We start from the raw sequence: 13,448 nt of genomic DNA on the forward strand, positions 1-13,448 counted from the left end.
AAACGACACCCCCGCAAGCCGATCCGCTCGACTCTCGGCGCGAGCCGTCCCGTTACCGCTCGACCCGCAACTCCGTCTTCTCGGCGACCGCCTCGGCCTCCGCGAACTCGCCACCGCCCAACAGACCGCGAGTCGCCTTCTTCGCCCACTCCACGGCCGGCTGCTCGAACGTATTCACCCCGTAGAGTTCACCCGCGAGCACGCAGGCGGCCTCCATGCCGTAGAGCAATCCGCCGAGTTCGAACTCGTCGACGCGGTCGATCTCGATGCGGACGTTGGGGCGGCCGGCGGCGGCGAGGCTCGCTTCGGTCGCTTCGAACTCGGCGTCGAGCAGGTCGCCGAGCGAGGCGTCACCGAGGTAGGCGAGGGCGTCGACGTCGGTGTCGGGGATCGGCCGGGTCGCGGTCTCTTGCACCGTGACGAAGGTGACGAGTTTATCCCGCGGGCCGGCCCGATAGAGCTGTAACTGAGAGTGTTGGTCGGTCACGCCGAGCGCGCGGACCGGCGTCTGGCCGAGGTCGTCCTTGCCGAGGCTTTCGGCCCAGAGCTGGGCGAACCATTCGGCGTAGGTTTCCAGCGACTCCGCGTAGGCCATCATCGCGTTCGTGCGCGCCCCGCGTGCGTCGAGCGCGTAGGTGGTCGCGCCGTAGGCGTAGGCGGGACACTCGAACAACGAGCCGGTGAGCGTCTCGGCTTCGGCGGCCGCCCCGCGGAGCAGGGCATCGAGATCGTGGCCGCAGACGGCGGCGGCGACCAGCCCGACCGCGGAGAGCGCGGAGAAGCGACCCGGAACGCCGTCGGGAACGGCGAGCGAGGGCAGATTGTGGCGCTCCGCGAGTTCACGGAGCGGCCCGCCGTCGCCGGTCGTGACGATGGTTCGTTCGGTCCAGTCGACGCCGGCTTCTTCGAAGGCCTCGCGGACGACGAGGAAGTTCGCGAGCGTTTCGGCGGTCGTGCCCGAGCGCGAGACGACGTTGAGCACGGTGGTCTCGAGGTCGAGCCGATCGAGCGTTGCCGAGAGCCAGTCGGGGTCGACGTTGTCGAGGTAGATCGCCTCGGGATCGTCCGCGTCGTTCAGCGCGTCGGTGATCGTCGCCGCACCGAGTGCGCTGCCGCCGATCCCGACGGTGAGGATGGCGCTCGTGTCGGGGCCGGTTACCCGGTCGACGGCAACCCGTATCTCGTCGGTGTCCGTCCGGTTCGGCAGGTTCAACGCGGCGTAACCGTGCTCGCCGGCCTCCATTCCGGCTTCGATGCGCTCGTGTGCAGTCGCGACCTGCTCGTCAAGGCGCTCGAGCGCCGCCCGCGAGATCCCTGGAGCGGCAACCGCCGAAAGCGCGTTTCCGATGTCAACGTTCATGTGCGAGAGGGCAACCGCCTGCGGTAAAGACGTTCCGTCATCCGGCGGCCGATCCGTCGGAGCGACCCGAAACCCCGAAACCGCACGGATGCCTACGCCGGCACATGACCGAGAAAACCGGCACCTTCGTCGTCACCCACGCCGAGGACGACTCCGCCGTCGTCCGCGACGTCGAGACGACGCAGGTCCACACGCTCGCGTCGAATCCCGGCCTCGAACCGAACGACGTGCTCGAAGCCACCGTCGCCCCCGACCCCCCGCTCGAGGTCACCTGGCAAGTGATCGACGTGACCGAGCGACGCTCCGTCGACCTCGTCGACAGCGACCTCGACCCCACCCAGCACGCCACCGAACTCGCCGCCGACGCCGACCCCGGCGAGTTCATCCAGGAGGAACGCGCCGGCACCGGCGAGATTCACGTCTTCTGCGTGCCGAGCGATGAACTCGAAGCGGCAGCCCGGGACGTGCTCGAGGACGAGGAGACGATCGCGCGGGCGGCTCGCCTCGGTGCGGTTCGGGTGGAGGTTCGTCGGGCCGCAACCGAGGCGTCGTCCGAGTCCCAGGACGATACCGGCGTGCTGAGCGTTCGCTACCTGCCCGACTGAGTCACTCGTCCCATTGCGGCAGTACGCTACCCGACAGTACGCCACCACCACAAAACGAGAACCCGTCCCGTTAGGCTCGACTCGGCCCGTCCTCGCTCTGCACGCGCCAACTGCCCTCGATACCGCAGGCCTCGCGGATTTCGTAGCTGATCTCCGTGTCCGCGTCGATCAGTGCGCCGCCTTCAACCGCCTCGACGCGAAGCGGGACGTCGAGCGAGTTCCCGCAGCACCCGACGCCGACGAACTCCTCCCACCGATCACCTTCGCGTGCGTGGTCGCGTGTCTTGCGAAGGAAGGCGCGGAACGACGGCTTTTCGATCTGGAACCGACCCCATTCCGAGAGGTCGGCGGGGTACGAAACGACGACTCGGGCCGCTGTCTCGCCTCGCGAGTCAGTTCGATGCTGCCGGTCGGACTGGGCGCGTGAGTCAGCTGTCATAGTCACTGATAGGGGCTCGGACGGCTTGAGCGTGAGGCTTGATCGGGAGTCGTTTCACGCCAATTCGTTCTGGAACAGACGACTAAAATTGAGAAGGCTTACCTCGGGTGACACCCAGTGGTCCGATATATGGGGTATTTCGACGTACCGGACATACAGTATCCCCGGTACACTAACCGCCAGCTCGCGGCGGTACCGCTCGGACTCCTCGCCGTTGCACTGCTCGTGTTGAGCGGCTCGTTTCTGCTCACCGGCGCACCAGTGCCACTCGGCATGGACTTTACGGGCGGTGCAGAGCTGACGATCCAGACGACGTCCTCGGAAGCCCAGATCCAGACGGCGTTCAGCGTCGAACCGGATTCCATCCAACGCATCCAGGCTCCCGGCGTCGACAATCAGTATACCGTCCAGTTCGCTGGCATCGAAGACGACGAGGCGATTCAAACGTTAAGTGAGCAAGCCGCTGCTGAACTCGAGCAAGATGGAAACGCCGAAATCGTTCAGCAGGAATCGACGGCGTCAGCGAGTTTCGCGGCCCAGACCCAACAGACCGCGCTGCTCGGGATCGCCGTCGCGTTCGTCGGCATGAGCGCGCTCACGTTCTTGCTCTTTCGGACGTTCGTCCCCTCCATCGCGATCGTCCTCTCGGCGTTTTCGGACCTCGTGATCCCGCTCGCGTTCATGTCGATCGCGGGCATCTCGCTCTCGCTCGGGACCGTCGCCGCACTCCTGATGTTGATCGGGTACTCGGTGGACTCGGACATCCTGCTGAACAACCACGTACTCCGCCGAAGCGGCGACTTCTACGAGAGCACCTCGCGAGCCATGACGACCGGCGTGACGATGACCGTCACCTCCATGGCCGCGATGCTCGTCATGGGAATCGTCGCCTCGCTCTTCGGCATCGAACTCCTGGCGTCGATCGGGACCATCCTCTTCGTCGGCCTCGCCGCTGACCTGATGAACACCTACCTGTTGAACCTGAGTCTGCTTCGCTGGTACAAGTTCGAGGGGGTGCGATCATGAGCACGAATCCGATCGCCTTCGTCAAGGAATACTGGCGGGTTATCCTGCTCGTCGCCTTCCTCGCGTTCGCCCTGGTCGCCCTGTTCATCCCGGGCGGCATCATGGCGGACGACTCCCTCGCCGACAATCTCGGCGACAACGAAACCGCTGCCAACCAGTCCGGCGACGAGGGCTTTACGAACCTCGAGTACGGGATCGGTCTTGACGGCGGGACGCGAGTGAGCGCACCCGCAACCGGGATGACGGTCGACGAACTCGACATCGACGACAACGAGCAACGCGATATCGAGTCGACGCTCTACACTGAACTCGACATCGAGCGTTCGGATGCGACCGTGCGCTACCACGAGAACGACGACCGATACACCGCCGAGGTCTTCACCGAGAACGTCACCGCGGCGGAGTTCGCAAGCGCACTCCAGAGCGCCGGCCTCGACGTGACCGAAGACGACGTCGAAAACGGCGTCACGCAGGAGACGCGCGACGAGATGATCAATACGATCGAGTTGCGGGTTAACGAAGCGGGCCTCTCCGGCGGAAACGTCTACCAGGAGGCGACCGTCGACGGCGGCTACTACATCGTCACCGAGGTTCCCGGGATGAGTCCGGAGGAACTTCGGGGCCTGCTCAGCGACCGCGGCGACGTCCAGATCGTCGCGTACCATCCCGACGGGAACGGGAATCAGACCAACGACACTGTTCTCAACGACGACGACTTCAGTGATATCAGCCCACCTGCATTCGACGAGCAAGAGGGCACGCACTACGTGCCGGTGACGGTCGATAATACGGAAGGCTCCGACGGTAACAGCGCGGCCTCCGAGTTCCAAAGCGCGATGAACGAGTACGGCTTTACCTCGGAGGGGATCGGCCAGTGTTCGGTCCACGACCGTGACGCCGGCGAGTTCAACTTCGATCAGGACCAGCAACAGTGGTGTATGCTCACGGTCGTCGACGACGAGATAATCGACGCCCACAGTATGGGGAGCGGACTCGGCGGTGATATGGAATCCGGCACCTGGGCGAACGATCCCGGGTTCCGAATGATCGTCCCGACCCAGCAGGACGCTCAGTACCTCTCCGTGAACCTGCAGTCGGGAGCGCTGACCGCGCCGCTCGATTTCAGCCAGGAACAGACCTACTCCACCGAACCGGCGCTGGCCGATCAGTTCAAGACGTTCTCGCTCCTGATCGGGGTCCTCTCGGTGATCACCGTCAGCGGGGTCGTCTTCCTCCGGTATCGCGACCCGCGCGTCGCGGCACCGATGATCGTGACGGCGCTTTCGGAAGTCGTCATCCTGCTCGGCTTCGCCGCGCTGATACGAATGCCGATCGACCTCTCGCACGTGGCCGGATTCATCGCCGTCGTCGGGACGGGGGTGGACGACCTCATCATCATCGCCGACGAGGTGATGAGCGACGGCGACGTGAGTTCACAGCGGGTCTTCGAGTCTCGCTTTAGCAAGGCCTTCTGGGTCATCGGAGCCGCCGCGGCAACGACGGTTATCGCGCTGTCGCCGCTCGCGGTGTTGAGCCTCGGCGACCTCCGCGGGTTCGCCATCATCACGATCCTCGGCGTGCTGATCGGGGTCCTCATCACGCGGCCCGCCTACGGGGGGATCCTCGAGCGGCTGCTCACGGATAAGTAACGAGCGAGACCGTTCAGCCGAACTCGTCTTTTGCGCTGCGCCGGTTTGGTTTTGGCTCTGATTCTGGTTCCAACCACAATCCGAATCCTGATTTCCGCGACCGTTCCGACCACAAGCACGCTATCGCGGCCGCTACGAGCCGTTCACTACAGAATACGGCGACTGGGGTCGCCCGATCAGTTCTCACGGCAACGCGGACACCAGTCGACGGTACCTGCCTTTTCGTCACCGTGTGCACGGACGAAGTCGATTGAGACGTGGGTTTCACACTGTGTACAGATCGGCATCAGTTATGACCTCCGTTATCTCCGGTTTCGCTCGATCGCCACGTCGAGTGATCGCTGCGAGAGAGAAGAATCGCGCGCCTGCCGTTGCAACGCTCCTATGATGTCTGTATGATAGAGAGCAGCCCAATGCTCTCGAGGAGGAGCCAGAGCACGAACAGGCCGTACACGCCGAGCAGGAACCAGGCCTCCCGTTCGGAGAGGAGCATATCGGTCCGCGCGATCGTGAAAAAGATCGCCGTCGCGAGGACGAGAAAGGCCATCATCGGAACGACGTGGGCGAACTGGATATCCATTCCTCTCGCGGCGAGAACGCCGATCGGCACCGCGACGAGCAGGTCGAAAATGTTGCTTCCAAGCACGTTACCGAGACTGACCGACGAGCGGCCGGACCGCGCCGCGACGACGCTGACGAACGCGTCCGGAACGCTCGACCCCGCCGCGACCACGGTCATCCCCCACAAAAACGACGGCGTTCCGAAGGCGTCGCCGAGCCCGACCGCCGCACGGACGAGCCCTTCGACGCCGACGATGATGACGACCAGCCCCAGCCCGAACCAGAGCCAGTTCCTGGCGAGATTGATGCTCGTATCGACCTCGAGTTCGTCCTCGGCGGTGTCGAGGTACTGCGTGAAGACGTACAGCCCGTACAGCGCGAGCGGGAACAGCGCGAGCGGGCCCGTGACGGTGCCCCGGACGCCGTTCTCGCCGATCGGATAGTAGATCACCGCGAGCGAGAACGTCAGCAGCAACACGGCGACCGAGAGCATGTAAAAGAGCGACTCCTTGTAGACGAGTTTGCGGTTCGTCTGCATCTCTCCGGGGCCGGCGAGCGCGGCGAGGCCGGGAATAACGAGCAGGTTAAAGACGGCTGAGCCGACGATCGCGCCGACGCCGAGTCCGGACTCCCCGTGTACGAGCGTCGCGAGGAGCACGCTCATCAGTTCGGGCATACTCGAACCGGCAGCGGCGATGAGCGCGCCCTGGACGACCGGCGGCACGCCGTAGCCGGCCGCGAGGCTGTTCGAAGCGGATTCCAGCCAGGAACTGCCCTTCCAGACGACGCCGGTGGCAACCGTCGCGAGCGCGAGCAGGAGCAGAATATCGAGCACGTGTTACGTGTACTCGGGAAGAGAACTCACATAAAACAACACGACTGTCATCGACCGCTCGCAACGAGCCGTCTCAGAACTGACCGAGCCCCGTCTGTTCGGCCGCCGCAAGCACGTCTTCGCACGTCGCCCACGACGTTCGCGCCACCGGCGGTAACTCGCCGTGCTCGTCGACGTAGCGTTCGAGGAACTCCCGGGTCGTCGGATCGCTCGGATACCCGCTACCGACCGAGCCGAACTCGTCGGCGATCGTCTCGACGTGCGCATCGCGTGCGACCTTGGCGACGATACTCGCCGCCCCGACGATCGGCGAGTCCTCGTCCGCGCCGTGGCGTGCGTCGAGTTCGAGTTCGAGCGCGCAGGCGTCTGTTACTCGCCGCGCGAAGCGTTCGGCGTCGGTGTCGCAGGCGTCGCAGAGTCCCGCTAGCGGATCGGCGGCGAACTCGTTTCCGTTTCCGTTTCCGTTTCCGTTTTCGTTTTCATTTTCGTTTTTGTTCTTGTTCTCGTCCTTGGTTTCGTTCGCCGTCGAAAGGGATTCGATCGCCTGCGCGTGCGCTCGCACGGTGAGCGAGTTCATGTCCGTCTCGGGGTCGTCGATCTGCGCGGGCGTTATTTCGGCGAGACCGATACCGATCCGGTCGTCGGCTCGCAGCGTGTCCGCGAGTTCGTCGCGGCGGGCGGGTGCGAGTCGTTTCGAGTCCGCGATGCCGTCGGGGAGCGCCGCGTCCGTCTCGACGTGGACGGCGGCGGCGAACATCGACCCCAGGGCCGGACCCTTGCCGGCTTCGTCGACGCCGAATGGCATACGCAGGGGGTCGGTCGCGGATCGGTAAACCGTTGCGTTCTTCCGGTCCGTTTCACCGAGTGACCGACGGGTGGCAGCGGCCGGGTCGCGTCGAGAACGACGAGCGAATCGATGGGGACCGAACCCGAGACGTGGCGTACACTTTTGGTCGTCGCCGTGAATGGTACTAGAACAAACATGATTCGAGGTGCTCTCGCGTGGCTGCGCGAACGGATCGCCGTCGAGGATGCCGACGAACGCATCGAGGGCTCCGGAGAGCCGATCATGTCCCCGCAGCATCGACGATCATCGGACGCAGAAGGCGAACTCGGTCGGCTCGAAGCACTCGCCGATGAAACCGAGCGTGGCGATTCGTAACTCTGCTGCCTTGCAGGAACGGAAGCGCTACTCCTCGTCGGCTCGCGGCTCGTCCCGAAAGTACTCCTCGAGTTCGAACGGCTCGGTCTCTCCCTCGACGCCGGTCACGTCGAGCGCCGTCACCTCGGCGTCGGTACCGAGCAGGCCGGCCAGACTCGGCTCCGTTCGCCCGTCGTCGCTGCTGACGAGTTCTTTCACGTAGAGGCCACCCTCACCGTGGATTCGAACCTCGGCCCGGGTCGGTTCGGACAGGTCGCCGTAGATGTCGTAGACCGTCCGATCGCGGGTCAGCGCCGCCCGTCGGTGGTCGACGCGCTGGGGCGTGTCCTGTTCGACCGTCGTGCCCCGGAGTTCGGCGAGCGCATCCTCGAACGCCGTCTCGTCGATCGGCTCGCTGAACTCGACGTCCGCGCGGTAGTGTTTGCTCGCGTCGTGTTCCTTGACGCGTTCGACCATCTCGTAGGTCGCCAGCCGGAGTCCCGCGACTTCGACGGAGCCCGCGGCGGCCTCGTTGATCTCGCGTTCGAGCGCCGCTGGATCGGGGTCGCGGTTCCGGGGTCGTTTCACTTCGAGGACGAACGGGCGGCCCGCCTCGAGCATGCGGGCGTCGACGTCCTCGCGGCCCGCGCCGTGGAAGGTTCCCTCGTCGCCGTCCATCGCGTCGACGACGTGGGGTCGAACCGTCTGCTCGACGCTCGTCTCGTACATGTATCCCGAGCCACCGCAGTAGTCACAGGGTTCCTCGCCGTCGTCGCCGAGTTGGATGCCGCTGCCGCCACACTCCCGGCAGGGCCACTCCGTCTGGGGAATGTCGCGCTCGAGTTTGCGGTAGCGCCCGTAGACGAAGGCCGGATTGATCTGTACGTCGACCGCGTGGCTCGTGACTTCGGCTGCCGCGCCCGATTCGAGCACGTCGAGGGGATCGAATCCCTCGAGATCGATGACCGCCAGTACGTCCGGTCGGTCGAAGTCGACCTCGGTACCCGTCTTCGCGCCGACGCGGCGGCCCACCTCGCGGTTCATCTCGCGTTTGAGCGATTCGCCGCTGTCGGGTTCGAGAGCCGCGTCCTCCCGGAGGAGGCGCTCGTTCTCTTCGACCAGCGGCGGGACCTTCGTCCCGACCTGGTAGGTCTCGAAGCCGACGCCATCGAGTTCAGCGACGATGGTGTCGGCGATGGCATCGAAGGTGCCGCAGTAGCCTTCACAGACCCAGCACGCGTCGGGGTCGTCGGGATCGTAGTCCGCGTCGTCGGCCAGTGCGATGGTCGTCCGAAGTGCCCGGCCGCGCTCGGCGTTCGTCAGGCCGAAACTCCGGTCGGCAAAGGGGCGACCGAGACAGGAATCACAGAGCGGCCCCGTCGCGAGCAGCGCGCGGGCGTCGTCCTCGAGCGTCGTCATATCCCATGGGTCGGGCGGCCGTGGGTAACACGTTTTCCCTTCCCGACTCGCTCTTGCGTGGCTTTCCCACGCTCTCTTCGGTCTCTCCGCTGCGCTCGCCTCGTCGACAGACCGTCGGCGTCATCGCTCGCACTCGGTTTCGCTCGTGACTTCCTCTCGGCCGCGTCCTCGGTACTGCAAAATAGGTGGACTTTCATCCATCGACTATGGACGATTTTCGACCGGGTCGACGACGGTTTCTGGCGGCGGCCAGCGCCGGACTCGCCGGCGTCGTCGCCGGCTGTTCGGAACCTTCGACATCGGGGCCGATTGAAGGTAGTTCCTCGCACGAGATCGACCGCGGAAACCTCGCAGATGGCTCGACGTTTACCGATATCTACGAGGCGGTTATCGATTCAGTCACGCAAGTTCGCGTCTTCGGCGTTTCGGACCCGAACAGCGACTCCGTTGGCCGCGGCCAGGGATCCGGGTTTCTCGTCGACGAAAACCACGTCGTCACGAACGCACACGTCGTCGCCGGCGGCGAAGAAACCGATCTCCAGTACATCAACGGCGACTGGACGACGACTGAACTCGTCGGAACGGATACGCACAGCGATCTGGCGGTGCTCGAGACGGATCACGTCCCCGCTAGCGCAACGCCGCTGACGCTCGCCGACCAGCGACCGGTTGTCGGCCAGCAGGTCCTCGCGATCGGCAATCCCTACGGACTCGAAGGCTCGATGTCCGAAGGGATCGTCAGCGGCGTCGATCGAACGCTCGACGCACCGGAACGCGAGTTCTCGTTCCCGAACGTCGTCCAGACCGATGCCGGCGTCAATCCCGGCAACAGCGGCGGACCGCTGGTCGACCTCAACGGAAACGTTGTCGGCATCGTCAACGCTGCCGGCGGCGAGAATATCGGCTTTGCGATCTCTGCAGCGCTGATGCAGCGTGTCGTCCCGTCGCTGATCGCGGACGGTGAGTACAACCACTCGTTTATGGGAATTACGTTCATGACCGTCGACCGCCTCGTCGCCGAAGCGAACGATCTTCCCGAAGCCACCGGCGTTATCGTCGATAGCGTTCGGTCGGGCCAGCCAGCAGCGGGGACGCTCCACGAATCGCCACGGACGACCACGCGCGGCGGCGCACCGATACCCGTTGGCGGAGACGTTATTCTCGAACTGAACGGCGAACCGGTTCCGGATCGACACGCGTTCTCGACGTATCTCGCCCTCGAAACCAGTCCCGGCGACACGCTCTCGCTCACGCTCTGGCGAGACGGTCGAGAGACGACCGCGGAAATGGTCCTCGGTGAGCGATAGTCATCCGCCGCAATACGGGTGGCAAATCACTGATTGACCGGTTCGTTTCCGTCGTTACGCTACCGATACAGCCGTTTTGATCCCGATAACAGTCTCGTACAGGTCAGCCGCTGTCGAGTTCTTTTTCGGCGAAATGAACGGTTCGAACCGGCTCAAAATGGGGATCAGGGTCTCGTTTGCGGCGTTTAGCCTCCCGATAACAATAGGTTCAACCGCTGAACCCGGAGTTGGCGCGAACACTCGACGCCTGCCATTCAATGACTCACGATGCTGACAGCTGGTCGTCGGATACCACGGTCGGTGACGAACAGTCGACGTCGAGCACGGTGGACGACGCGAACGCACCCGTAGATCCGGACGCGCGGCGACAGACGCACGACACCGGACCTGAACTCGATCACGTCAGAATCGACAACGGGGACTCGCCCGATGAGTGTGCGATCTTCCCGGCGGACGCTCCCGAAGAAGAACTCATGTCGAACTGGATCGCGGCGACCCAGGGATCGTTCGTCGATCTGGAATCGATACGCTAGTCCAATGCACCTCGGGAGTACAGTTACGACGATCGGGTTCTGGGTCGGGACGCTGCTCCCTGTCGTCTATCTCCCGCTGTTCGTGGCGGGCATCGGGTCGGCAACCAGATTTTCGATCTTTCTCTGCGTGCTCGTGATCAACATCGTCGCCCTCGTTATCGGCCACGACTATCCTGGCTCTCGGTCGTACGACGAGCACCAACTTGACGGGTCCCGCTCACGATAGCGACGCAGTTCGATCGGAGAGCCGCAACTTGCCCACTCTCGTCGTCGCTGCAAGTCAGTGGACACCGATCGGACAGCCGTCGTGCGATCAGTGCGTAACCAGTTGTAACCAGTTTCAGTCGGTGCTGGAGGAGTCACGAGGACCAGACCTGCGCCTGCGGCGTTCCACAACTGTCACAGACGACGGCCCGGTTTCCCTTGTAGCGGTCACGTTCGAGTTCGCCGTCAGTGCAGGCCGGACAGGGCCGTCCCTCGAGGAGCGACAGCAACTGTCCGTGCGCCGCGTTCTGCTGTGACGATTGTGATTTCGCCATATAGACACCTCAGCCCGAGATACTGGAAACGATTGGCCCTGTCTATGCAATGTTCGGCCGCCATGTCTCACCGCGCGGGACGAGTCGAAGCATCTATTCGTCGATCCCGAGAAGAGCCACGGGATGTGGCCCTGGGGACACCTCGCCGTCGCGTACCTGCTCTATACCGGCTACACTGCGCGTCGATTCGACCACTCGCCGCGGTTCGTACCACTGGTCGCACTCGCGATCGGCTCGCAGTTTCCCGATCTGATCGATAAGCCGTTCGCCTGGACGTTCGGCGTCCTCCCCGGCGGGCGGACGCTCAGCCACTCGCTGCTGTTCGTCGCGCTGTTCCTCCCGGCGATATACGTGGCTGCGGATCGACTCGAGTTCAGGTCGGCGAGTGTCGCCTTTTCGATCGGTTACCTCTCGCACCTGCTCGCGGATATTCCGCCGTCGGTGCTCACCGGCGAGCCGACGGGTGCCGCGTACTTGCTCTGGCCGGTGGTCGAGCAGCCGCCCGAGGACCCGATCGGCGGGATTTTGGATGCGTTCCTCAACTACTACACGATGGGGCCCTACGAGTGGCTCCAGCTCAGCCTGTTCGTCGGTGCGGTTCTCGTCTGGTATCGTGACGGCGCGCCGGGGTTGGCGACCGTTCGGGCGTCGGTTCGCCGGTATCTGCCGACTCGATCCTGACTGAGCACCCATCTTGTCCGCCCACCTCCCCGTCTTTTTTCTCCGCTCCACCTCCGTTCTTCTCCTCACTCCACACTCCTCGTGCTGCCCACTCCCCGCATCACCCGTTCGAAACCGTGGCGGCTATCCCGCCACCCGCCGTTCATCGCGTATGCGCCAGTTCGTTCTCATCGCTCACGACGCGCCGCTCGAACCCGACTTTTCGCTCGACGATCTCGCCGGCGGTGCCGGCCGACTCGACGCGCTCTGTCGATCGATCACCGCCTCGTTCGTCACCTCCCACGGCATCCGCGAGAACGTCCGCACCCACCTCGTCGTCCAGGACGAGTTCACGATCACCTTCGCCGGGAGCGATCTCCGGCGACTCAATCCGGACGAGCGAAGCACCGCCGCCCTCGTCCGCAACGCGCTGGAGCACCGGGAGGAAGCCATCGGTGCCTTGCCGGCCGAGCCCAGCCCCGGCATCGAACTCTACCGCCGCGGCCTCGCGGACACGCTCGCTGAACTCGCCGATGACGGGCCGGTCGTGCAACTCCACGAGGACGGCGCGCCGGTCGTCGACATCGATGCAGCCGAACTCGAGTCGGGGGTGTTCGTCCTCTCGGACCACCGGGATTTCACCGAGGCAGAGGCGGAGCTGCTCGACGCGCACGTTGAGCAGCGGCTTCGACTCGGTCCGGAACGCTTGCATACGGATCAGGCGATCACCGTTGCGCATCACTATCTGGACACGGCGGGGTACGACCGATTCTGAGGGTGCTTGCAGTACAACGGAGATGTGAACGGAAGACACAGTCCCGCTTGCGGGGTTTCGGAAGCGTTAAACGAACGGGCATCCACATCTAATCTGCGGGCCGGTGGGGTAGCTTGGTATCCTTCGGCCTTCGGGTGGCCGTAACCGCGATTCGAATTCGCGCCGGCCCACTTTTCCCCACTTTCGTTCCTTGAGCGGCGTCTTCAGTCTTCAAGTGGCCGTACCCGCGTTCTCGTGAGCGAAGCGAGACGAGCGCAGTGGCTTCTGGATGCCGTCTTCGCCCGCTTTCAGAGCGCGATGCGAGCTGTACTGTACGGCCGGTTCCCTCTATAGTACCAACTGAAACGGTTTCCACGCTGATCGCACAGCCGTCCTGCGACCAGGTGTGCACTGACTTTCAGCGGCTACTCTCGTCTTGTCCGATGTCGTCGATGCAGGTGTGTTCCTGACCGCCTCGTCCGGGTCCTGTAATCTGAACTCGGACACCGTTCGTCGACGGCTTCCGCTTCGAATCGGTTACAGGTCGAACGCGTCGACGGCGTCGTGACGGGGCGTTGGAGGACGAGTTGTCGGTCTCGGGTGCTGCCTGAAAGACCGTC

Annotated in this window: 15 protein-coding genes and 1 tRNA gene; 10 read left to right on the forward strand and 6 right to left on the reverse strand. The window is 64.2% G+C overall.

Features of this window, described 5'->3' with window-relative positions; all coding sequences use genetic code 11:
* Positions 1-52: 52 nt before the first annotated feature.
* The gene (locus SM755_RS00915) at positions 53-1,360 is read right to left on the reverse strand and encodes a glucose-6-phosphate isomerase (protein WP_323171052.1); all 1,308 of its coding nucleotides are present in this window, start codon (positions 1,358-1,360) and stop codon (positions 53-55) included.
* Positions 1,361-1,464: 104 nt separating this feature from the next.
* Between SM755_RS00915 and SM755_RS00920 the strand changes: the two genes are divergently transcribed.
* Positions 1,465-1,965 (forward strand): DUF5812 family protein, encoded by a 501-nt coding sequence (locus SM755_RS00920; RefSeq protein WP_006664636.1) that lies wholly within the window; start codon positions 1,465-1,467, stop codon positions 1,963-1,965.
* Positions 1,966-2,035: 70 nt separating this feature from the next.
* Here the strand turns inward: SM755_RS00920 and SM755_RS00925 are convergent, their stop codons facing one another.
* Positions 2,036-2,404, reverse strand: a complete 369-nt coding sequence (locus tag SM755_RS00925; protein WP_323171053.1) for a hypothetical protein — start codon at positions 2,402-2,404, stop codon at positions 2,036-2,038.
* A 129-nt stretch (positions 2,405-2,533) separates the two neighbouring features.
* On the opposite strand from SM755_RS00925, the gene secF reads away from it, so the two are divergent.
* Together secF and SM755_RS00935 are read left to right on the forward strand one after the other, a co-directional pair.
* The gene (secF, locus tag SM755_RS00930) at positions 2,534-3,430 is read left to right on the forward strand and encodes a protein translocase subunit SecF (protein WP_006664634.1); all 897 of its coding nucleotides are present in this window, start codon (positions 2,534-2,536) and stop codon (positions 3,428-3,430) included.
* A complete protein-coding gene (locus tag SM755_RS00935; protein ID WP_323171054.1) occupies positions 3,427-5,079 on the forward strand; it encodes a preprotein translocase subunit SecD in 1,653 nt (550 codons plus the stop codon). The genes secF and SM755_RS00935 overlap by 4 nt, the downstream gene beginning before the upstream one ends.
* 382 nt (positions 5,080-5,461) lie before the next feature.
* Here the strand turns inward: SM755_RS00935 and SM755_RS00940 are convergent, their stop codons facing one another.
* Both SM755_RS00940 and rnhB read right to left on the reverse strand, forming a co-directional pair.
* Positions 5,462-6,475 carry a sodium:calcium antiporter gene (locus tag SM755_RS00940; RefSeq protein WP_323171055.1) on the reverse strand — a complete coding sequence of 338 codons (1,014 nt, stop codon included), beginning with the start codon at positions 6,473-6,475 and terminating at the stop codon, positions 5,462-5,464.
* A gap of 73 nt (positions 6,476-6,548) precedes the next feature.
* A complete protein-coding gene (gene rnhB / locus SM755_RS00945) occupies positions 6,549-7,280 on the reverse strand; it encodes a ribonuclease HII (protein WP_323171056.1) in 732 nt (243 codons plus the stop codon).
* A 177-nt stretch (positions 7,281-7,457) separates the two neighbouring features.
* Between rnhB and SM755_RS00950 the strand changes: the two genes are divergently transcribed.
* The gene (locus tag SM755_RS00950) at positions 7,458-7,637 is read left to right on the forward strand and encodes a hypothetical protein (RefSeq protein WP_323171057.1); all 180 of its coding nucleotides are present in this window, start codon (positions 7,458-7,460) and stop codon (positions 7,635-7,637) included.
* 27 nt (positions 7,638-7,664) lie between these two features.
* On the opposite strand, the gene SM755_RS00955 is transcribed toward SM755_RS00950, so the two are convergent.
* Positions 7,665-9,035: a tRNA pseudouridine(54/55) synthase Pus10 gene (locus tag SM755_RS00955; RefSeq protein ID WP_323171058.1), complete on the reverse strand. Its 1,371-nt coding sequence runs from the start codon at positions 9,033-9,035 to the stop codon at positions 7,665-7,667.
* 206 nt (positions 9,036-9,241) lie between these two features.
* On the opposite strand from SM755_RS00955, the gene SM755_RS00960 reads away from it, so the two are divergent.
* From SM755_RS00960 to SM755_RS00970, 3 genes are all read left to right on the forward strand, one after another.
* The gene (locus SM755_RS00960) at positions 9,242-10,342 is read left to right on the forward strand and encodes a trypsin-like peptidase domain-containing protein (protein ID WP_323171059.1); all 1,101 of its coding nucleotides are present in this window, start codon (positions 9,242-9,244) and stop codon (positions 10,340-10,342) included.
* A gap of 257 nt (positions 10,343-10,599) precedes the next feature.
* Positions 10,600-10,875 carry a hypothetical protein gene (locus SM755_RS00965; protein ID WP_006664627.1) on the forward strand — a complete coding sequence of 92 codons (276 nt, stop codon included), beginning with the start codon at positions 10,600-10,602 and terminating at the stop codon, positions 10,873-10,875.
* Between the two features lie 4 nt (positions 10,876-10,879).
* Positions 10,880-11,101 carry a hypothetical protein gene (locus SM755_RS00970; RefSeq protein WP_006664626.1) on the forward strand — a complete coding sequence of 74 codons (222 nt, stop codon included), beginning with the start codon at positions 10,880-10,882 and terminating at the stop codon, positions 11,099-11,101.
* A 133-nt stretch (positions 11,102-11,234) separates the two neighbouring features.
* On the opposite strand, the gene SM755_RS00975 is transcribed toward SM755_RS00970, so the two are convergent.
* Positions 11,235-11,414, reverse strand: coding sequence for an HVO_A0556 family zinc finger protein (locus SM755_RS00975; protein ID WP_323171060.1), 180 nt, complete (start codon positions 11,412-11,414; stop codon positions 11,235-11,237).
* A 123-nt stretch (positions 11,415-11,537) separates the two neighbouring features.
* Here SM755_RS00975 and SM755_RS00980 point away from each other — a divergent pair, with 123 nt between their 5' ends.
* From SM755_RS00980 to SM755_RS00990, 3 genes are all read left to right on the forward strand, one after another.
* On the forward strand, positions 11,538-12,095 hold the full coding sequence (locus SM755_RS00980) for a metal-dependent hydrolase (protein WP_323171061.1): 558 nt from the start codon (positions 11,538-11,540) through the stop codon (positions 12,093-12,095).
* Between the two features lie 151 nt (positions 12,096-12,246).
* Positions 12,247-12,849, forward strand: a complete 603-nt coding sequence (gene trmY, locus SM755_RS00985) for a tRNA (pseudouridine(54)-N(1))-methyltransferase TrmY (protein WP_323171062.1) — start codon at positions 12,247-12,249, stop codon at positions 12,847-12,849.
* Between the two features lie 97 nt (positions 12,850-12,946).
* Positions 12,947-13,019: transfer RNA gene (locus SM755_RS00990), tRNA-Pro, on the forward strand.
* Positions 13,020-13,448: the final 429 nt, after the last annotated feature.

It is taken from the genome of Natrialba sp. PRR66 (genome assembly GCF_034808065.1).
Classification (GTDB): domain Archaea; phylum Halobacteriota; class Halobacteria; order Halobacteriales; family Natrialbaceae; genus Natrialba; species Natrialba aegyptia.